General features: G+C 72.0%; 16 protein-coding genes and 2 pseudogenes. 5 read left to right on the top strand and 13 right to left on the bottom strand.

Features of this window, described 5'->3' with window-relative positions; genetic code table 11:
* Positions 1-45 precede the first annotated feature (45 nt).
* The 9 genes from AB5J50_RS26260 to AB5J50_RS26220 all read right to left on the bottom strand — a co-directional run bounded on the left by AB5J50_RS26260 (position 46) and on the right by AB5J50_RS26220 (position 11,343).
* Positions 46-1,644 carry a protein kinase gene (locus tag AB5J50_RS26260; protein WP_369260735.1) on the bottom strand — a complete coding sequence of 533 codons (1,599 nt, stop codon included), beginning with the start codon at positions 1,642-1,644 and terminating at the stop codon, positions 46-48.
* 166 nt (positions 1,645-1,810) lie between these two features.
* A complete protein-coding gene (locus AB5J50_RS26255; protein ID WP_327430229.1) occupies positions 1,811-2,842 on the bottom strand; it encodes a GNAT family N-acetyltransferase in 1,032 nt (343 codons plus the stop codon).
* Complete coding sequence (locus tag AB5J50_RS26250) at positions 2,839-4,779, bottom strand: DUF4910 domain-containing protein (RefSeq protein ID WP_369260734.1); 1,941 nt, start codon at positions 4,777-4,779, stop codon at positions 2,839-2,841. The genes AB5J50_RS26255 and AB5J50_RS26250 overlap by 4 nt, the downstream gene beginning before the upstream one ends.
* Before the next feature lies 1 nt (position 4,780).
* Positions 4,781-6,733 (bottom strand): aminotransferase class I/II-fold pyridoxal phosphate-dependent enzyme, encoded by a 1,953-nt coding sequence (locus AB5J50_RS26245; RefSeq protein WP_369260733.1) that lies wholly within the window; start codon positions 6,731-6,733, stop codon positions 4,781-4,783.
* On the bottom strand, positions 6,730-7,950 hold the full coding sequence (locus AB5J50_RS26240) for a hypothetical protein (protein WP_369260732.1): 1,221 nt from the start codon (positions 7,948-7,950) through the stop codon (positions 6,730-6,732). Before AB5J50_RS26240 ends, AB5J50_RS26245 begins: the two co-directional genes overlap by 4 nt.
* A gap of 47 nt (positions 7,951-7,997) precedes the next feature.
* Positions 7,998-9,065: an alkaline phosphatase family protein gene (locus AB5J50_RS26235; protein WP_369260731.1), complete on the bottom strand. Its 1,068-nt coding sequence runs from the start codon at positions 9,063-9,065 to the stop codon at positions 7,998-8,000.
* Between the two features lie 53 nt (positions 9,066-9,118).
* Positions 9,119-9,277 carry a hypothetical protein gene (locus AB5J50_RS26230; protein ID WP_369260730.1) on the bottom strand — a complete coding sequence of 53 codons (159 nt, stop codon included), beginning with the start codon at positions 9,275-9,277 and terminating at the stop codon, positions 9,119-9,121.
* Between the two features lie 200 nt (positions 9,278-9,477).
* Positions 9,478-10,284, bottom strand: coding sequence for a metallophosphoesterase family protein (locus tag AB5J50_RS26225; RefSeq protein WP_327430223.1), 807 nt, complete (start codon positions 10,282-10,284; stop codon positions 9,478-9,480).
* Between the two features lie 117 nt (positions 10,285-10,401).
* Positions 10,402-11,343 carry a hypothetical protein gene (locus AB5J50_RS26220; RefSeq protein ID WP_369260729.1) on the bottom strand — a complete coding sequence of 314 codons (942 nt, stop codon included), beginning with the start codon at positions 11,341-11,343 and terminating at the stop codon, positions 10,402-10,404.
* 358 nt (positions 11,344-11,701) lie between these two features.
* Here AB5J50_RS26220 and AB5J50_RS26215 point away from each other — a divergent pair, with 358 nt between their 5' ends.
* Genes AB5J50_RS26215 through AB5J50_RS26200 form a run of 4 tightly spaced genes read left to right on the top strand, consistent with a single transcriptional unit; the run spans position 11,702 to position 15,604 of the window.
* Positions 11,702-12,979, top strand: coding sequence for a nucleotidyltransferase family protein (locus AB5J50_RS26215; protein ID WP_369260728.1), 1,278 nt, complete (start codon positions 11,702-11,704; stop codon positions 12,977-12,979).
* Positions 12,979-13,965 carry an ATP-binding cassette domain-containing protein gene (locus AB5J50_RS26210; protein ID WP_369260727.1) on the top strand — a complete coding sequence of 329 codons (987 nt, stop codon included), beginning with the start codon at positions 12,979-12,981 and terminating at the stop codon, positions 13,963-13,965. Before AB5J50_RS26215 ends, AB5J50_RS26210 begins: the two co-directional genes overlap by 1 nt.
* Positions 13,962-14,729, top strand: a complete 768-nt coding sequence (locus AB5J50_RS26205) for an ABC transporter permease (protein ID WP_369260726.1) — start codon at positions 13,962-13,964, stop codon at positions 14,727-14,729. Before AB5J50_RS26210 ends, AB5J50_RS26205 begins: the two co-directional genes overlap by 4 nt.
* Complete coding sequence (locus AB5J50_RS26200; RefSeq protein WP_327430218.1) at positions 14,726-15,604, top strand: ABC transporter permease; 879 nt, start codon at positions 14,726-14,728, stop codon at positions 15,602-15,604. Before AB5J50_RS26205 ends, AB5J50_RS26200 begins: the two co-directional genes overlap by 4 nt.
* Before the next feature lie 6 nt (positions 15,605-15,610).
* Here AB5J50_RS26200 and AB5J50_RS26195 read toward each other — a convergent pair.
* Positions 15,611-17,242, bottom strand: a pseudogene (locus tag AB5J50_RS26195) (IS200/IS605 family accessory protein TnpB-related protein).
* A gap of 286 nt (positions 17,243-17,528) precedes the next feature.
* On the opposite strand from AB5J50_RS26195, the gene AB5J50_RS26190 reads away from it, so the two are divergent.
* The gene (locus tag AB5J50_RS26190; RefSeq protein WP_330305928.1) at positions 17,529-17,921 is read left to right on the top strand and encodes a helix-turn-helix transcriptional regulator; all 393 of its coding nucleotides are present in this window, start codon (positions 17,529-17,531) and stop codon (positions 17,919-17,921) included.
* 194 nt (positions 17,922-18,115) lie between these two features.
* Here the strand turns inward: AB5J50_RS26190 and AB5J50_RS26185 are convergent, their stop codons facing one another.
* The 3 genes and pseudogenes from AB5J50_RS26185 to AB5J50_RS26175 form a co-directional block, all read right to left on the bottom strand.
* Positions 18,116-19,048: a LysR substrate-binding domain-containing protein gene (locus AB5J50_RS26185; protein WP_369260725.1), complete on the bottom strand. Its 933-nt coding sequence runs from the start codon at positions 19,046-19,048 to the stop codon at positions 18,116-18,118.
* A gap of 87 nt (positions 19,049-19,135) precedes the next feature.
* A complete protein-coding gene (locus tag AB5J50_RS26180) occupies positions 19,136-19,336 on the bottom strand; it encodes a PucR family transcriptional regulator (RefSeq protein ID WP_369265516.1) in 201 nt (66 codons plus the stop codon).
* A 108-nt stretch (positions 19,337-19,444) separates the two neighbouring features.
* Positions 19,445-19,832 (bottom strand): annotated as a pseudogene (locus tag AB5J50_RS26175) (hypothetical protein); the annotation flags it as partial.
* Positions 19,833-19,940 lie beyond the last annotated feature (108 nt).

The following is a 19,940-nucleotide window of genomic DNA, read 5'->3' as shown; positions in this document are numbered from 1 at the left end:
GAAGACGTGCGTACGTGCATAAGTGCGTACGTACGCATGCGGACGTCAATCGGTGGTGAAGCCCGCCTTGACCTTGTTGAAGACGGGTCGGTACGTGTCCCATTGGACGTCCGGTGCCGACAGGTAGATGTCGTACTCCGTCGCGCCCTCCTGCCCGAAGCCCAGGTCGATGGCACGGAACACGCGCGCCCGCCCCTGGATGGTGAACTCCCACACCGCCGCGGCCTGGTCCTGGAACGCGGTCCGCTCCATACGGATCTTCCGGTACCGCCCGCCGGGGTAGTTGATCTTGGTGTTCGCCTCCATGTTCTTGAAGTGCGACTCGGGGTTCGGGCCGGCGGGGTCGACCGTGCCGATCGTGAGTTCCGCCAGGCCGGTCTTGTCGGTGTAGGTGACTGATTCGGAGGTCGCCTTGCCGCGCTTCCAGCCGTCCGGGACGGGATAGGCGACGCCGAGCGTCTTGTCCGTGACCAGGTGGAAGCCCGCGGGGACGGGCACGGACGTGGACGTGGGTGTCGACGACGCCGAGGCGGCGTGCGTGCCCGTGTCGCTGTCCCCGTGCGAGGTCACGTACAGACCGACCGCCACGGCCACGCCCGCCACCGTCACGGTGATCAGGCCGGGGACGAGGACGCGCCGCTTGCGGCGGCCGCCGCCGCCAACGTTGTCGGAGGGGGCGGGATCGGCCGGCTGGGCGGGCAGAGACCGCGTCGGCGCGGGCTGAGGCTTCGGCTGCCGCTTCGGCTGTCGGTCCGGCTGTCGGTCCGGCTGCGACGAGGACTGGGCGTGGGGCTCGGCGTGGGTCTGGGCGTGGAACTGCGTCGGAGCCTCCGACGCCACGACCCGCAGCGCCCGCTCCGCCTCCTCCATCGACGGCCGCTCCGCCGGGTCCTTGGCCAGCAGCATCTCGATGAGGGGTTCGAGGGGACCGGCCTGCTTCATAGGGGCGAGCGGGTCGACGACGATGGCGTACGCCGTCTCCACAGCCGTGTCCTTGCGGAACGGGGGCCGTCCCTCGACCGACTGGTACAGGGTCGCGCCGAGCGCCCAGAGGTCCGCGGCGGGGCCGGAGTTGCGGCCCTTCATCCGCTCGGGCGAGATGTAGTCGATCGACCCGACGATCTCGCCGGTCTTCGTCAGCGTGGAGGTGCCGCTCGTCATCGCGATGCCGAAGTCGGTGAGCACGACACGGCCGTCGGCGCCCAGCAGTACGTTGCCGGGCTTGACGTCGCGGTGCAGCACCCCGGCGGCGTGCGCGGCGCGCAGCGCGGCGATCATGCCGAGGCCGACGCGGGCGGCCTCGCTGGGCGCCAGCACCTCACCGCCCTTGAGCAGCGCGCCGAGGGTGGTCGAGGGGACGTACTCCATGACGATGCAGGGCAGCCCCCCGTCGTCCACGACGTCGTGCACGACGACCACGTTGGGGTGGGCGATACGGGCGGCGCTGCGCGCCTCGCGGCGGGTGCGTTCGTAGAGGGTGGCGAGCTCGTCGTCGGTGAGGTGCGGCTGGACGTGCAGCCGCTTCAGGGCGATCTGACGGCTCAGGACCTCGTCCTCGGCACGCCACACGGTGCCCATGCCACCGCGGCCGATCCGGTCGATCAACCGGTAGCGGCCGGCGATCAGCCGCCCCTCGTCCGACACTGCGCGCCCCTTGCCGACGTTCTTGGTGCCCCTGCTCGGTGCCCCCCTGCGCGTTCGATTCGCATCGTGCGCATCGACACCATAGTCGGCGCGGGTTGCGGACACTGTGGCGCGGGCCATGCGTGGAACCTGTGCAGACTGTGCCCCTGGTCAAAGGGCTCGTTCGTCAGCCGGGGGCGACACACGCGTACAGCGGCAGCGGGCTCATGCCGTGGCGTTCCTTCATCGGGCGGTTGCTCCGGCCGCCCTCCACCCACTGCTTGCCCGCCTCGATCGCGGCGCGGATCTCCGTGGCCCACATGAGGTAGTTGGGGCTGAAGCCTTGGACGGTGGCGTCAGTGGTGCCGCCCACCCACATGTGCAGGCGCTGGTCGTCCAGCAGGACCACCGCGGCCGCCGGCGTCCGCTCGCCCAGGTCGACGCGCACGACACGGGCGCGGTCGCCGAGGGCCATGACGAAGTCGATGAAGGCGCTCTCGGGATACATGTCCGCGCTGCCGTACTTGGCGGCCGTGCGGCGGGTGAGGTCACACACGGTGCGCAGGAAGTCCGGCCGGGGGGCTTCCACGGACGTCGTGACACCGGCGTCGGCCGCGCGGCGCATGTACTGGCGGATGTTGCGACGCGTCCTCGCGCCCAGCCTCGCGAGATAGTCGTCGTACGTCGTCACGCCCTGGAGCGGGAGTTGGAAGCGGGTGACGATCGGGGCCACCCGCCACCCCTTGCGGCGGGCCGCGTCGAGCAGCGGATCGCCCTCCGCGACGCTGACGAGACCCGTGGCCCGCGCGCCGTCGCGGGCCCCCAGCTCCACCAGGGCGTCCAGCATCGCCGCGAGCACCCGGTCGCGATGCTCCTCGTCCGTCGCGAGCACGGGGATCCGGGTGTCGTAGCAGTACCAGTTGTGCCCGAGGAGCGCCGTGCCGTCCGCCTCCGGGATGCCGACGGCGCGCAGGAAGCCGTACGGGTCGCCCTGCTTGTCGAGATAGCACGGCAGTACGGCGACGGTCCGACCGGCGTCGACGGCCGTCAGATAGCGGACGGCGGCGTACGGGCTGAGCGGGTTGTCCTGATAGGCCCGCAGATACTCCGGGGTGTAGTGGACGGGGGCGGCGGCCGAGGCGGCCACCCGCTGCCACTGGGCGGTGTCGAGGTCGTCGATGGATTCGGCGACGGTGACCCGCGGCCCGCTCGTGCTCATGCCGTTACCCCTCTTTCTTCGTGCGGCCCGGTTACCGGCGGCGGCCCGTCCGGCGCGACCTCGTCGGCCCAGCCCGCCCTGGTCATCGCCGACAGGAAACGCTCCCCGAAGTCCGGTGTGGCCGGCCGGATGCCGGAGTCCAGTTCGGCGGTGCGGATGACGGCCGCCGCGTCGGCGGTGCCGTCGATGCTCTGCGCGAGGGCCATCGCGGCGGCGTAGCAGCGGCCCCGGTCCACGGTCAGCTCCTCCAGGAACCACTGGCGGTCCTTCTCCGCCATGGCTCCCATCAGCGCCCGGAGGTTGAAGGGTCCGGGCCAGGCCCTGCGCAGGCCCGGACCGCGCGGCGCCGGCGGCCGGTGCTCCGCGAGACCGTCGTCCCAGGCTGCCGACAGCGTGCGGTGCAGCCCGGCGAGGAGCTCCGCCTGCCGGTCGAGCACGCGCGGGCTCGCGCCGAGCGGGCGCAGGGTGCGCAGGGCGTCCCGGCCGTAGTGCCAGCGCCGCGTCAGCCGGGCGACGGCCGACCGGTCCCCGCCCAGCCCGTCGGAGGACGGCCCCTCAACGGACGGCAGGCAGGCGGTCATCCGGCGGGCCGTCCAGCGGGTCAGGAGCTGGGCGAGGCGGTCGGCGTCCCGTCCGCAGGCCGTCGCCGCGACGGCGGCAGCGGACGCCGCGATCGCGGCGGACCTGCGCAGCTCCCGCGGATCGACCTTGTCGAGCGTGTCGGCACCGGAGTGGTTGAACCGGTCGGGCCAGTGCCCCAGTTGTACGGCGGGGACGCCGATCGCCCGGTCGGCGAGGATCGCGTGGTCGGAGGCGCCGACGAACGGCGTCGTACGCCAGGCCCAGGTGTCGCAGCCGACGGCACCGCTGTAGGAGCGCGCGGCGGGCGGCAGGGCCCGTACGCAGGCTTCGACCAGGGCGTTGGCGTAGTGCGGGAGGTACTCCGGGCCGTACTCGACGATCAGCGGCCCCCCGCAGCGCTGCTGGTCCTCGCCCACCATGTCGAGGTTGACCGCCATCGCGGGGAGCGGCCGGGTGCCCTCCTCGACCGCCTGGTGGACGTAGGCGGCGAGGCCCACGAACTCCGGTGCCCAGACGAACCGGACGGGACGGCGCAGCGACCGCCCCGCGAGCACGCGTCCGGCAGCCAGTGCCGCCGCGACACCCGAGGCGTTGTCGTTGGCCCCGGGAGCCGGATGGCACAGGTGGGCGCCGAGCAGACACGCGTCGCCCTCCGCCGCCGAGCCCGACGGGGTACGGGCGACCACGACCGGCATCCGCCGGGGGCCGGTGTCGACGTCGACGACCACCCGGACCCGCTCGCCCCGCCGGTGCGCACGGAGCAGCTCGTCCAGCTGGGCCGGGAACACGCTGAAGCCGAACAGGGCGCTGTCGCCGGGCAGTTCGACCCGCCCCGCCTGGCCGGGCCGGTCGGGATGGGTCGTCACGCAGAACCCGCTCGCCTTCTCGGTCCGCATCCGGGCGAACAGGCCGGGGCCGAGGCCGGCCGCCGACCCGACGAGGACCAGTGCGCCCGGCGGCCAGCCAGGTTCCTGCGCCAGCGCGAGCGGCACCTCGCCGTCCGTGGCCGCCGAGTTCGCCGCGAGGGCGTAGGGCTGTGCGGGGTAACTGACCAGCGAGGGGCGGCCGTTGAGCGACAGGTGCGCGGCGCGCGGTGTCCAGGAGGAGGGTGCCGTGTACGTCCACCACGCTGTCGTGCCGTCCGCGGGGAAGCTCAGCACCTCGACGTCGGCCAGCCCCACGCGTTCGGCCTCACCCGCGACGAAGTCGGCCGCCTCGGCGATCCCCGCCGATCCCTGGTACCGGTCCCATTCGACCAGCCGGGCGACCCAGCGCATCGCTTCGTCGGCGTCGACGGCCTGTTGGATGTCACCGACCAGACCATTGAGGCCACTTGGACCACTGAGGCCGCTCAAGCTATCCGCCCTGGGCGAAGGCCGCGCGGAAGGCCGTCAGCCGGGCGTCCGACAGCGGGACAGCGATCTTGAAGAGCCTGCCGCCACTCTTGGCCCCCGGCAGCCCGCGCCCTACAACCCCCGTATCCGTACCCGAACCCGTAACCGTGCCCCAAAACCCCTGCCCCTCCACCTCTTTGACCCTCAGCCCGAGCTTCTCGGCCAAGGCCCCGCCCGTGTCGTCCGCCGGCGCGGTCACCCACGGCAGACAGTCGGCCCCCTCCGTCACCGCGAGCCCCGCCCCCCGCAGCAGCGCCGACATCTCCGGCTTCACCTCGGCGATCCTGGCCCGCAGCGCGGCGAAGACGTCGCCCTGCGCCAGGAGGCCGAGGGAGACGGCCAGACCGTAGCCGTTCGCGCCGAGCGGTGGCGCGGCCTCCCGGAGCCGCCGGGTCAGCGCGGGCGCGGCGACCGCGAAGCCGACCCGGAGTCCGCCGCAGCAGTAGCCCTTGGACATGCTGCGCACGACGATCAGGTTGTCGTGTTCGGCGACCGCCGGTACGCAGCTGGCGTCCGGGCCCGCGTAGACGGCGTACGCCTCGTCGAGGACCACGGTCGTGCCGTGTGCGCGGGCGGCGCGGGCGATCTCGTCGAGCGCCGCCCTGCCGTACAGGTCCCCGGTGATCGTCGGGCGGTCGAGCACGAGGACCGAGGGGGCGTGCCGGTCGAGGTCGGCGACCAGGTCCTCGATCCGGGTCGCGATGGCCTCGCTGCCCAGGCGGGCGGCCCAGCGCGGCAGGTCGGGGTGACCGCCGCGCAGGTGCAGCACGGGACCCGGCTGCGCCAGTGCCGCGCAGGCGTGCAGCAGACCGGTGGCTCCGGTGCCGGCCGTCACCGTGTCCGGGGGGAGGTCGAGGCCGAAGTGCGCGGACAGCACCGGCGCGGCCTGTGCGGCGGCGTAGGGGTCGGTCACGTGATAGGCGCGCGCCGTATCGGCGGTGACCCCCTGGAAGGCACGGTCGACCGAGGACCGTACGAAGTCGATCTCGTCGGGCGACCAGCGCAGGTCCACGACATCGCCGGGGCCGACCGCATCCTCCGGTCCGGCAGATCCCGCAGATCCCGCAGATCCGACAAGCCCCCCGGCGGCGGGCCGTTCCCACGCCGTGATCGCGGTGGTGTCCGCGCCCTCCGGGTTGCGGGCCACGAACTGCACGTATCGCGTCGTGAGCGCGGCCTCCCGGCCCGCCGTGAAGTCGGCGTCGGCGCGCTCGACCTGGAACCCGGCGCGGATCAGCAGGTCCCGTACCTCGGCGGGCTGGTAGAGCCGTACGTCGTCATGGATGACCACCGGCTCCGCGCCGCCGCGCCGGACCTCGATCGAACCGGCGCTGCGGCCGGTGGCCACCTGGTAGTTGCGGCGGAAGACGGCCCGCAGCCCCTCGGTCTCGAAGGTGGCCTCGGGCACGTAATGGCCCGCGATCGTCAGGACGTTGGAGTGGTCGAGCACGAGCAGCCCGCCGGGGACGAGTGCCCGGCGGGCCTCCCGGAGCAGGCGCAGCTGCTGGGCGTCGCTGCCCCAGCCGAAGGACTGCACGCAGACGATCGCGTCGAACTCGCCGACCGGCCAGGGGAGTTCGCGCAAAAGGTCGAGGTGCAGCCACTCCACCTCCACCCCGGCCGCGGCGGCCGTCGCCGCGGCCTGCCGCAGGGCCCACGCGCCGGCGTCGGCGCCGGTGACGCGGAACCCGCGCCCGACCAGCGCGACCGCGTGCCGACCCGTGCCGCAGCCCAGGTCGAGGACGCGGCGGCCCGGGGCCGAGGCGTCGAGGACCTCGGCCAGGTAATCGGCTTCGGACGCGGTGCGCTCGGCGGTGTACTCGTGGGCCGCCACGGCCCAGAACTCCTCGCCGAAGAAGTCCTGGTACCAGGGGCGGCCCGCACCGCCGCCCCTCACGTCATCGTCATCGGTCATACGGCGTCCGCCCGCAGCGCCTCCTGCCGGTGGAGGAAGCCGCACACGTCGCACAGTCCGGCCGGGTTGGGCACGCCCTCCATCAGGAGATACCGGCCGCCGCAGACCCGGCACAGGTCGTCGACCACCGGCAGCAGACTGCGCTGCACGTTCTCGAAGGCGTTGAACAGGTAGTAGTCGATGCCCGGCCAGAGGTCGTACAGGTGGTCGGCCATCGCGTAGGCCATGGAGCGTTCGTCGGAGCCGGTGGTGAACCGGCCCGGGGCGCCCTGCCGGCTGAGCTCCGGCGCGACGAGTTCGAGGTAGAGGGTCAGTTCCTTCTTGGTGATGCGGTAGAGCGGGAAGACGTACCGCAGATCGCCCAGTTCCCGGACGGGGATGCCGCCCATCCGGTATCCGGTGGTGAACCAGGTGACCATGCTGGCCACCAGGTCGTCGGCGTTGAAGCCGAACGCCACGACCGAGGCGTCGGCGCGCCCGGCTTCCCGCTCCAGCATGCGGCGCAGCACCTGGTGGCCGATCACCATGTTCATGTTGCGGTGCTCGCCGGCGACGACCTTGTTCATCACGTCGACGAACGGCTCGCGCAGCTTGAACACGTCGGCCACGTCGTCGGCGGTCACGATCGTGTGCTCCAGGCCGAGACCCGCACAGGAGTCCAGCGCGATCTGGAAGGTCGCCGGCTCGTCCCAGTCGGGCAGCCCGGTGATGGTGACGGCGGTCATGTCGATCTCGGGCCAGCGGCCCCGGGTGCGTTCGAGCAGCTTGAGGTAGGCGACGCTGTCCCGGCCGCCCGACAGTCCGATGACGGCGCGGTCCCCGGCGCGCATCGTGCCGCCGGAGGTGATGCTCTGGACGAAGGTCTCCTCGACGTACTGCACGAAGGTCTCGGCGGTGAGCTGCTCGGTGCGGCGCTCCAGGGTGCCGCCGTGGTCGAACAGGACGGACTTGGAGTACACGGGGTCCGGCGCGGCGTAGACGTGCTCCTTGGGCTTGCGCAGCACGTCGAGGTCGTAGTGCCGTACCTGACGGACCTCGATGACGTCGTCGGGTTCGACGACGACCGCCGATTCGGGGATCACCGCCCCGTTCCGGTACGCGAGCACCGCGTTGGCCGGGATGCCGTGCAGGCGCAGCACGTCGAGGAGGTTCTGGCCCGGTGCCGCGTACAGGGTCTCCGAACCACCGGTCTTGTTGCGGAACACGACCGTGCTCACCGTTTCTCCTATTCGTCTGGGGGTGCTGGGTACTACGAGTCCTGGTGCTACGAGTCCTGGGCGAGCGGTGCGTTCCAGGCGGCGAGGGGTACGAACATCTCGTCGTCGCTGAGGGATCCGTGCTCCCAGGCGACGGTGGGGTCGGGCACGGGGAAGGCCGCGGAGGTGGCGAGGGCGACCACCGCGCCGATGCGTTCGCGGACGACGGGTGTCGCGGCGAGCAGTCCCCGCTCGGCCAGGTCGTCGGGGGTCAGTACGAGCGCATGGTCGCCGAGTGCGTCGCTCAGGGCGGCCGCGAGCTCCCGTTCGTGGCCCGGCAGCGGATACATCCACCGGACGCGGCCCGCGCCGCCGCCGGGCATCCGGCAGTGCGCGGGGGAGTCCAACCGTGCCCAGGCGTCGAGGAGTTCGGCCTTCGGCGCGACCGGGACCTGGCCGTGGTCGGCGTGTGCGAGGACGCTCCATCCGGCGTCGGCCCAGCGGCTCGCCGCCGTGTCCAGGAGCCGCAGGGACGCGTGCAGGCGGTCGTCGTAACCGGCCAGGTGGATGTGGTCGTCGAGGTTCACGTAGGCCCACACCAGGGGTGGCACCTCGTGGGAATCCGCGAGGACGGCCTCGACCTCGCGCACCGTCCGCTCGACGACCGCGACGGGATCGGGGTCGAGCTCGGCCGCCGACGACGGGACGACCCGGGCGCCGTGCAGCAGCGCCGCGGCCCACTCCCCGGTCAGCCGCTCCAGTTCGGCGCCGACCACGAAGGCGGCCCCGCCCGCAGCCACGGCGCGGTCGAAGAGGGTCGGACCACCGTGCAGCAACGGGTTCTTGGGCGGCGGGCAGGGGCCGAAGGCGTACGTCTCCCCGGTGATGAGGTGGGTGACGCAGTCGGCGTCCGGCGCCCGGTAGACCATGCCGAGGGCGCCGTGCCGGGAGGGATCGGCGCCGGTGACGGCGGTCAGCCAGGCGGTGGTCGAGGTGCTGGGGAACGTGGAGCGCAGCGGGCGCGTCCGGGCGTGGGCGAGGGCCCCTTCCGCGACGCCGTACGACAGGCCGTCGATCGCCAGGACGCACAGTCCGCGGGGTGCGTTGCTCAGACACCGTTCGACGACTTCGGGCACCACGCGCAGGTCGGCGGACGCTGTCGTACGTCCGCCGACACGTGACGCCGTGCTCAGAAGTTCGGCACGCAGTCGGTGCAGGTGGTGCGGAACTTGGCGATGTGCACGGCCTGACGGTCCGTGATCATCCGCTCGACCAGGCGCGGCAGCAGCATCACCGGCGCGGGTGTCGTCGTGGTGGTCTTCGGGGTGGCGAGTGGAGCTGTCTGCATGGATTCCTCCTGCTTGCCGGAAAGGTGCGAGAGAAAAGTGCCAAACAACTTTCAGTTTTTGCGTGAACAGGTCAACACATGGCGAGTTGGCCTGTCAACACCGGGCGGTCCGGCATTTCCTCCCCAACTCACCCTGCGTTTCGGTGAGTTGATGGAATGGAAACAATGAATGCCGCGCGCGGCGGAAGCGGCAGCGGCTGTCAATTGACGAAAACGAGGGATTCCGCTTCTTCGACGATCTTCTCCGGGACGGGCGGGCTCATCAGGGTGCCGGCATAGCGCTCGGCGTCCGGGTCCGCCGCCCGGTGGGCGCGGGCGACGGCGTCCGAGACGTCGTACCGCGTGGTCCTCAGACGGACGTCGGGACCCAGCAGAGCCCAGTACGCGGTGCCCGGTTCGCCCGAGTGGTACGGCAGCCCGACGCTTCCCGGATTGACGCTGCGCAGGCCCGCCACCACGCGGTCGAACTGGAGGTGCGAGTGCCCGGTGACCAGGACACGTGCGTCGAGGGCCGCGGACAGCCGCGCGAACCGCTCCGCCGGCGTGCCCGGCGTGACCAGTTCATGGTCGCTGCGCGGGGAGCCGTGACAGAAGTGCACCGGGCCGAGCCCGTCGATCCCGACCACGACCCCGAAGGGCACGCGGGTGAGAAAGTCGATGGCCTCGGGCGAGTGCCGGTCCGCGATCCACGACTGGCGGGGCGTGTCGGCCACCCGCGCGGCGGTGCCGATCTCGGCGGCGTACCGGTCGGCGTTGCCCCGCACACATAGGGCGCGCTCACCCAGGGCGACGATCCGCTCGTAGGTCTCCTGCGGCTGCGGGCCCCACGTCAGGTCGCCGTTGAGGACGACGAGGTCGGCCGCGGCGACGTCCGGTTCGGCGAGCACGGCGTCGAAGGCGGGGATGTTCGCGTGGATGTCGGAGAGCACGGCGACCCGGGCCACCGGCCCGTACCGGCGCACCGGCCCTTCCCAGCTCGCCGGGCCGTGCAGCGTGACGTCGTCCATGAGGGAATCGTCCGTCGGGGAGTCGTCCATCGGGGATCGGGCCTTTCGGGGTCGGGCCTTTCGGGCGGAGTCCTGGGCGAGGGATGGGCGGGAAGGCGGGTCACGCCGTCGCGGCCGTCACGCTGTCGCGGCCGTCACGGCCTTCGCGGGCCCGGTGGACCGGGGATGGTTGAGGCGCGTACCCGGAGGCGGTCCGATCAGCGCTTTTCCCTCGGACGGGAGGCCGTCGACCAGATGCGCGGCGATCACTATGCGGTCCCACAGCGGAAGCCCGTCGTCGTCCCCGGCCAGCTCGTCCACCCTGGCGAGGAGCCCGGCGGGGTCGGCCATCGGCGGCAGCGGCGGCAGTTCCGAGCCGGGTGCCGGGGCCAGGGAGTGGGCCGGGTGGGCGGCGCAGAGCCGACGTGCGGCGGCCACCACCCCGGCGGACCGCTCGGAGGACGGCTCGCCCGCCAGCATCGCGAACGCCTCGTCCCGCCGCCGCCCGGACAGCAGGACACTCACCTCACGGATCAGATCGGCGGGATCGTCCGGCGCGTGCAGGAAGTTGAGGCACATCAGCTCGCAGCCGAGCGCGCCGCGCAGTGAAGCGCCGCCCGTGTCCCGGTTCTTGGACGATCCCTTCAGCTCGCTGAGCCGTTCGGCCGCCGTCATCCCTGTCCGCTCCGGACCATGGGTGTCCCGCAACGCGACGAAGAGACAGGGCGGCCCCGACTCCAGGATCATGTCCACGGCCCGGATGACGGCCAGCGGCGCGGCGTTGATCTGGTAGCGCCACAGCTCACGGCAGACCCGCGCGTCGACCCGGACCTCCAGCGCGCCGAGCGGCACGAAGCCATGGCCGGCCAGCAGGTCGAGGGCGGGCTCGATACGGCGTCCGACGACGGCGTCGGGCTTGAACATGACGAAGGTGGTACGCCCGAGTGTCCGCTCGGTCTCGTCCGCGTCCCGCCCGTCCAGCAAAGCCGCCATCTCGCGGAAGTAGACGTCGTCCGGATACGTTCGGCGCCGTACGGGATCGTGTGTGAAGGGAGCCCGCAACCACTCCTGGACGGCCATGATCCTCCGACTCTCCGCTCGGTCGCGGCCCTTGGACTTTCACGGCGATTCACGCCAACTGGGCTGTATGCAAAGCGAGTTGCACCGTTGTCATGCACCATTCGAGGCAATACGCTGAGGCTAACTTCCAAGACCGAACACATCAAGGAGGGTCCCATGAGCGTCGCCTTCAAGAAGGTTACGGTCCGCCCGAAGCCGGGCAAGTAAGCGACCGGTGTCGATGCGATCGGGATCGGTGTGTCCGGTTTTCCGGAGATCCTGATCGCGTCTTCCGTCGCTCCCCTTCGCACTCCGCGACATCAATTCGCGTCACCCCTTCGACCACAACAAAAGCTCGCTCACGGGGGCGGAGTCGGCGTTGACTGAAGTAACGACCGGAACCGCGGTCACGACCGACACGGTTCTCGCCCTGCTGGAGGCCGGGCCCCGGTCCGCCCGCGACACCGTGCTGCGTACGGCCCGCGACGGCCGGCACAAGCTCGCCGCCACCCTGCTGAGCCTGTGGGCCGCGGGCGGCGAGGAGCTCACGGACGACCAGACGGCCGAGCTGCGGCTGGCCCAGGAACGCATCGAGCGTTACCAACAGGTCTGGGAACGGCTCCAGGAACACGCGCCCGACGCCTTCCTCCTCAAGGGGATGACGATCGCCGCCCTCTATCCGCCGGGGGTACTCCGCTCGGCCGGCGACCTCGACGTCATCTGCCCCCGCCATGCCGATCTGTGGGCCTGCGCCCGCCATCTGGCCGCCACCGGCTGGGAGTTGGAGGCCTTCACCGTGGGGCCCGCCCGCCCCGGCGACACCGTCTCCCCGCACCTGGGCGCGGAGTTCCGCAAGCCGGCGCCCGATCCGTCCCAGGATCCCTACGCCGTCGGCCTGTTCACCGCCGAGATCGTGACGGACGTCCACGGACCGGCCCGGCAGCTCGCCCGCCCGTCGCGTTCCCCGCTGGCCGCGAGCACGGTCGCCCTGGTGGCGGAACGGTGGGAACGGCCCTTCCGCTCCCGTGACCTGCTCGACCTGGTCCTGCTGCTGCGGGCCCTGGACGAGCAGGGCGTACAGCAGGTGCGCGACGACCTCGACAAGGCCGGCCTGTGGCCGGAATGGCGGGAGGCGATGCGCGGGATCGCCCGCCTCGGATGGCGGCCCTCTGTGGTGCTGCCGCACACCCGGGCGGCGGCCGTACGCGCACGGCTGCTGCGGTGGGCGCGCACCGCGGTGCGCTGGAGCAGCCCGGTGCGCGCGGCGGCCTTCGCCGCGCAGTCCGGCATCGAGGGCCGGGGCGGACGCCTCGCCGCCCTCGCCTCCGACCTCGTACACCGCCGGCCGGGTGCGCGGCGGCTGCTCGCGGCGGGGGTGCCGCTGTTCGGGGTGCCCCTGGACACACCGGACGCGCCCACGGACGTACAACCGGACATACCGCTGGACGACAAGCCCGTCGAGCAGCTGCGGCTCGACGACGTCGGCCGCCATCTGGTCGCGCGGACCCCGCTGGGTTCCTTCCTGCTGGTGTCGGGTGCCGCCCGGCAGGAATGGCTCGACGAGGCGGCCGGCCCCGCATCCGCCCCCTCCAGCACACCTGGCACACCCGGCACACCCGACACCGAGCACTCTTCGTCCATGCGAACGGGAGCGTGATGCGCGACAGCGGCAATCGGCCGGGCGGTGCGGACCTGGCCGTCGACACCCGCCGGCTGAGGCGGGAGTACCGCGTGCGGCGCGGACCGGCGGTCACCGCCCTGGACGACGTCTCGATCGAGGTGGAACAGGGCGAGGTGCACGGACTGCTCGGCCCGAACGGGGCCGGCAAGAGCACCCTGATGAAGATCCTCTCGACGGTGCTGCTGCCGACCTCCGGAAGCGCGTACGTACTCGGCCACGACCTGGTGACCGAGCACCGGCGGATCCGGCCGCTGCTCGGCATCGTCTTCGGCGGCGAACGCGGGCTCTATCCCCGTCTGACGGCCCGCCAGAATCTGCGCTACTGGGCCGCGTTGTACGGCATGTCCACCAAGAAGGGCCTCGCCAGGACCGACGCGCTGCTCGACGAACTCGGCCTGGCCGAACGAGCCGACGACCGCGTGGAGACCTTCTCGGTCGGCATGCGCCAGCGGCTGCACCTGGCCCGGGGGATCATCGGGGACCCGCGCGTCCTGCTGCTGGACGAGCCCACCAACGGCCTGGACCCGCTGGCCGCCCGCCAGTTGCGCGAGCTGATCCAGCGGCTCGCCGGGGAGGGCCGCACCATCCTCATCGCCACGCACGACCTGGCCGAGGCGGAAGTGCTCTGCGACCGCGTCACGATGATCAACCACGGCCGGGTGATCGCGGCGGAGGCCCCGAAGACCCTGGCGCGGCTGGTGTCGCGGCAGGAACGCGTCCGCGTCCGCGCCGATGCCGGGCTGCTCGACCGGGTGCGCGCCCTCGCCGGTGTCCTCGGCGTGGACCCGGCCGACGACGGCACGGCGGTCGTCTCCGTCGACAGCCAGGAGGCCGTCGGCACCGTGCTGGCCTTCGTGGTCGCCGAGGGCGTCACCGACGTACGCACGGAGCTGCCCAGCCTCGAAGAGGTCTATCTCCGGCTCGTCCACCGCAACGAGAAGCGCAGCGTGGTGAACCGGTGAGTCTGCTCGCCGCGGCCGGGCGCTTCCAGGGCCGGCTGGTGCTGACCCACCGCGACTACCTCATCGACCTGGTGCGCACGCCGCTGCTCGCCGCCGTGTTCCTGCTGCTGATCCGGCACAACGACCGGCCGGACCTCCTCGCGTACGGGCTGCTCGCACCGGTGCTGATGGGTGTGTGGAGCATGGCGATGCTGATCTCCGGGGAGGTCGTCGACAACGACCGCTGGCTCGGCACCCTGGAGCTCCAGATCGCGGCGCCGGCCGGCTTCGCCCGGGTGGTGCTCAGCCGGGTCTGGGTGACCACGGCGATCAGTCTGCTGACGGTGGTGGAGGTCGCCGCCGTCGCGATCCTCGGCTTCGGCATCGTCCCCGACGTACCGCACCCGTTCGTCTTCCTGGTGGGTCTGCTCGCCACCGCGGTCGCCACCGCCGGGTCCGCCACTCTGATGGCCGCACTGTTCGTGGCGACGCGCACCGCCCGCACCTTCCAGAACTCGCTGAGCTATCCGGTGCTGCTGCTCGGCGGGGTGTTCACCCCCCTCGACCGGCTGCCGGAGTGGACCCATCCGATCGGCCGGCTCATCTACCTCTCCTGGAGTTCCGACCTGCTGCGCGACGCGCTGGGCCCGGCCCCCGTCACCTCGGTGGCCTGGCGGACCGGCGCCGTCCTCGGCCTCGGGCTGCTCACCGGGACCGGCGGCCGGCTGCTGCTCGGCAGGGTCGTACGGCTGGTGCGGGAGACCGGGACGGTGGGGCTGACATGAGCGGCGGCACGGATGAAATGGCCACCGCTCCGGACGCGATGGCCGCTGCGCAAGCCGATGACACGCCGGACGCGTCCAGTGGCCTCGGCCGCCGTCTCCAGGTGCTGGGCTGGGCGGCACGCGCCGGAGCTGCCGACTACGGCACGGTCTTCACCTGGAAGACCTGGCTGCTCGGCTGGTTCGTTCGGATGCTCGCCCAGGTGCTGTTCTTCACCACCATCGGCGACCTGCTCGGCCCCGGCCAGGCCCGCTATCTGCTGATCGGCAACGCGGTGGCGCTGGTGGCGCTGCACGGCATCTTCGCGACCGCGTCGACCACCTGGGAACTGCAGAACGGCACACTGCCCCTGCTGGTCGCCTCGCCCAGCAGTCCCTCGCTGGTTCTGCTGGGGCGGAGCCTGTTCTGGCTCCCGGACGGCGTGGCGTGCGGCCTGGGGGCGGTGCTCATCCTGGCCCCCGTGGCGGACCTGCGGCTGACCGTGACCAAGGTGGCCCTGCTCGCCGCGCTGCTCGTCCTCGTCGCGATGACGAGCTACTGCCTCGGCCTGTTCCTGGGCTCCCTGGTGCTGACCGCCGCGGACCTGCGCAACGTGGTCTCCAACGCCGCGTTCACGGTGATGATGATCGTCTGCGGCCCGGAGGTCCCGGCGAGCGCCGTCGGCCCGGTGCTCGGCCGGATCGGCGATGTCCTGCCGCTGACCCACGGCCTCCTCGCGGTCCGCGAGGTACTGGCCGGGAGAGCGGGCGCCCACACCGCCGGGCTGGCGGCCTGGGAAACGCTGATCGGGGCCTGCTGGCTCGCGGCGGCCCTCACGGTACTGACCTGGCGAGCCCGCCGCAGCCGCCGCGACGGGGCGGCCCTCTTCCTGACGTGACCGTTCCTAAAGACTGAGCGGGAGTGAGTCCTGTTGCCAGGACGCATGCTCAGCCGAACGCCCCGAACGGTGTTGGGCGTTCTGGTCCCCCGCGTTCGCTCCGCATCCGGGCGGCACGCATCTGGTGCGTGGTCCGGGAATGCGGGGGCGGGTTTCCTCACGCCCGGGGACCTCCGGCCTGGCCTGGACGGTCCGATGCCCACGACGATCACTCCGGTCGTCGTGGGGCGGTGCCGTCCGTCGCCGGATCGGGTGTCCCTGGGCGCGCCTGCCGATCGCCACGGCGGCCGCGTCGTGGCGAGTGGTGGTGCGGTTCTTCGAGGTCAGCGGGCGCTGCCAGTGCTGGGCGCCCCATCGGGAGGTGTAGGCCGGGTCCACGGCGATGATTGCGATGCCCGTGTGGTCGGCCATCGAGGTCAGCCGGGCGCGGAGCTTCCCGGTGGGCATGCCGGAGATCAGCTGTCTGAAGCGCTTCTTGCGACCGTGCTTCTCCCGGGTCTTCTCCGCGCCGAAGTCCAGGTCCTCCACCGCGATCGCTGTGACGCCACAGGTCTTCGCCCAGTTCAGCAAGCGCGTGAGGGCGTGACGGACCTGGGCGTCGCGATGCTGCGCGGTGCCGGACAGATCGTAGAAGAAGCGGCGCGGGGTGCCGATCGGATTGCCGTGGACATCCAGGCGCCAGGCGGCGAGGTGATCGGCGTTGGTGTCCACGCCGATCACGCCCTCGGCCAGGGCAGCCTGAAGCGGGATCGTCTGTGTCGGTGCGTAGTGCCAGGACGCGGTGAGGTACCAGCGCCCGCGTGTGACGTCGTAGTGGATGCGGTAGGCCACGGCCCGGTTCGCCTCGACACGGTCGGCCCATTCCTGCCTCCGGTGCGGGAAGCTCACCCGGGCGGCGAGCACATAGCGGCCGTGCTTCGCGTTCGCCAGGTCTGCCAGCGGGGCAGGCAGCCTGATGCTCACCTCGCCCTGGGGGCTGACACGGATGGTCTCGTTGCCGTACCGCTTCCCGGACTCGCCGTCTGCGGCGAGGAACCAGCGTTCGGCTTCCCACTGTTGGCGCCACTGGTGCTCGGTGAGCTGGGCGGTGTCGAGGTGGTGGCGGGTGCGGGCCAGGCGCTTGCCGCCCCTCACCACATGCACGATCCCAGCCTCGCGGTCACCTTGCTCGGCGGCCAGCCGGTCTTCGAGGACGTGCAGGCGGCGGGTCTTGGCGTGCCACTCCTGACGGGAACGGTAGCCGCCCGGCGTTTTCTTGCTGCCACTCTCCCCGACCGGGAGCGACAACCGGTGCGCGATCGTGGCGATGCCCGCTTCCAGGCCCTGGATGTGGGCGGACTGGCAGCGGCGGGCGAGCGCCCACTGATCATGGGTGGCCTTGGTGATGCTGCCTGCCCACCGCGACGACGACACCGCCGTCAGTTCCCGCTTACGCACCGCCCACGTGTCCGCGGAGTGCTCCAGACCTTCCGCGCAGCGGGCCTTGAGGTCCTTCGAGGCGAGCGAGCCGAGATGCGCGCCGACCAGCCCGAGGACCTTCTCGTCCTGCGGCGTCAGATGCTTGAGGCGGGTCCGCACGGCCACACCGCTCGGGCCGGTCGCGACGAACGGCTTGGCCAGTGACCGCAGCCCGCCCACCCCGTCACCCCCTGCCCGGATCCGTCCGAAGATCCCGTCACCGCATCCAACGAGGCCCGCCAGTAAAGGTCACACATTCGATGCAAGAACATCCGTTCTCTCATGAAAGGGCCAGCCCATGGCCGACGCGCGCACAGCCAAGACCACGGCACTCGCTCCCGCTCACCAGAACACGCTCGAGCACACTCCAGCGGCAGCGGCTCCAAACCCCTCGCCCCGACCTGGGCCTGGCCCTCCGCGAGTCCTGGCTTGCAGGTGCGAGGATTTCCGACCTATCGTCACGCGCATGCAGTCGTACACCATCGGCCAGGCCGCCCGGCTCCTCGGCGTGAGCCCCGACACCGCCCGGCGGTGGGCGGACGCCGGGCGGGTGGCCACGCATCGGGACGAGGGCGGGCGGCGGCTCATCGACGGGCGGGATCTCGCCGCGTTCTCGGTGGAGCTCGCGAAGACCGGTGGCGAGGAAGACGCCTCCTACACCTCCGTGCGCAACGCGTTCCCCGGCATCGTCACCGCCGTCAAGCTGGGCGATGTCGCGGCCCAGGTCGAGATCCAGGCGGGCCCGCACCGGCTGGTCTCCCTGCTGACCCGGGAGGCCGTGGAGGAGCTGGGCCTGGAGGTCGGCATGGAGGCCACGGCGCGGGTGAAGTCCACCAACGTGCACATCGACCGCGCCTGAGCGGGGACCCCCGGGTTCAGGGGGCCGGTGTCGTCACACAGAGCACCTTGGCCATGTCGCGGCTCTCCTCAACTCCGTTGATCGGAAGGTGCTTTCACGATCCTCGGAGGCGAATGCACTGGTCAAAGCGAACGTTGCTATGCCCGGATAGCGCGCTCCTATCAACTCCCGCGGCCCGTGCACGCGGGGCCCGCTCAACCCCCCGCACCCAGATACGTCTTCAGCAGCGCGTCCAGCGCGTCCCGTACCCCGACCTCCCGCGCGACCTTCAACAGCGCCTCGGCCAGCACGGACTGAGGCTCGCTCCGGGCCACGACGAGCCCCACCCGCGGCCCGTGCGCGGGCCCCACCAGCGGCACCACCCGCAGCCCGTCCGGCACCCCGAACATGTGCAGCCAGGCGTGCGAGATCACGCTGGACCAGCGGCCGCCGGGCAGATGCGCGTACAGCCCGGCGACACTGTCCGACTCGATCGCCGGGGCGGCCGTCGCACCGTCGGCGGCGAAGCACTCGTCGATGATCCGCCGGTTGCGCATGCGGGGGCTGAGCAGGCACAGCGGCAGGGCGGCCACGTCGGCCCAGCGTGCGGTGGACGCGGTGGCGAGCGGACCGTCGGCCGGGGTGAGGAGCACGTACCGCTCCTCGTACAGCGGGAAGCGGCGTACGTGACGGAGCTCGTCGTCGTCGAGATACGTCATCGCCGCGTCCAGCTCGAACTCGGCGAGACCGTGGGTGATCTCGGCGGACGACAGCGACTCCAGGCTGACCCGGGCCCCCGGATGCCGCTCGCAGAAAGGCGTGGTGAGCAGGGAGGCCGCCGGCAGCGCGGTCGGCACGATCCCCAGCCGCAGGGTGCCGGCCAGTCCGCCGCGCAGTGCCGACAGCTCCTGGTGCAGGGCGTCCCGCTCGGCGAGGATGCGGTGCGCCCAGGCGAGGACCACCTCGCCCTCCGGGGTGAGCCCCTCGTACCTCCTGTCCCGGCGCACGATCGGCACGTCCAGCTCGTGCTCCAGGCGGCGTATCGCGGCGGACAGCGACGGCTGGGACACGAAGCAGGCGGCCGCCGCGCGGGCGAAGTGCCGCTCCCGGGCGAGCGCGACCAGGTACTCCAGCTGACGCAGCAGCATGGGTCACACCTCCCGTTCCCGTCGGCCGATCACGTCACCTCGGCGGCTCACGTTCGCAGACCGCAAGCCTTTCTGCCACCGACCGGGTCACCGCCCGGGCCGCTCCCGGCACAGCAGGGCGGCCCGCAGGCCGAGGCGGTCGTGGAGGCGGGACAGGTCGCGGCCGGCGACGTGCTCGATGCGCCCGATGCGGTAGTGGACGGTGTTGACGTGCAGGTGCAGCGCCTCGGCCGTGCGCGCCCAGGAGCCGTCGCAGCGCAGGAAGGTCTCCAGGGTCTCAAGGAGCACGGCGGCGGACGCGCTCCTGGGGTCGAGCAGCCCGCCCAGCACGGTCCGGCTGAACGCGCTCCGCACCTCCGCCGGTATGCCGGTGAGCAGCGTGTCGGCCGGCTCGGCTGTCCAGGACGGGTAGCGTCCGTCCACCCGTATCGCGTTGATCCCGCTGATGTGCCGGGCCCCGCAGCGGTCCTGCGGCAGGACCAGCTGGGGGCCGGCCCGGTCGAGCGGGGTGTCGTCGATGCCGACCGCGAGCAGGACCGGGGCGTCGGCGAAGTCCGGGTCGATCTCGGCCCAGGTCAGCAGGGCATGGTGGCCGCCCGCCCCGGTCACCGCGATGAGGAAGCGCAGCCGGTCCTTGCGGCGGGCCGGGTCGAAACCGGGCCCGGCGTCCCGCAGGACGTCATGCAGCAGCGGCCACGGTCAGCCGGGCGGGCCGGGCGAGGTCTCCGGTCAGGTCCAGCTCCGCGAGGGCGGGAGCGGGCGGCTGGTGCACGGACGGGGTCAGGGACTGGCTCACTGGGCAGCACCTCCCGAAAGACCGTACCCAGCAGACCGTCCCGTACAAACGCACATGCATACATCCCAAGGTCAATCACGCAGCTCATGCGATGTG

Source organism: Streptomyces sp. R35 (genome assembly GCF_041053035.1).
GTDB classification, from domain to species: Bacteria; Actinomycetota; Actinomycetes; order Streptomycetales; family Streptomycetaceae; genus Streptomyces; species Streptomyces lutosisoli.
Note: the sequence above shows the minus strand (reverse complement) of the source record. Positions and strands in the feature narration are given on the sequence as shown.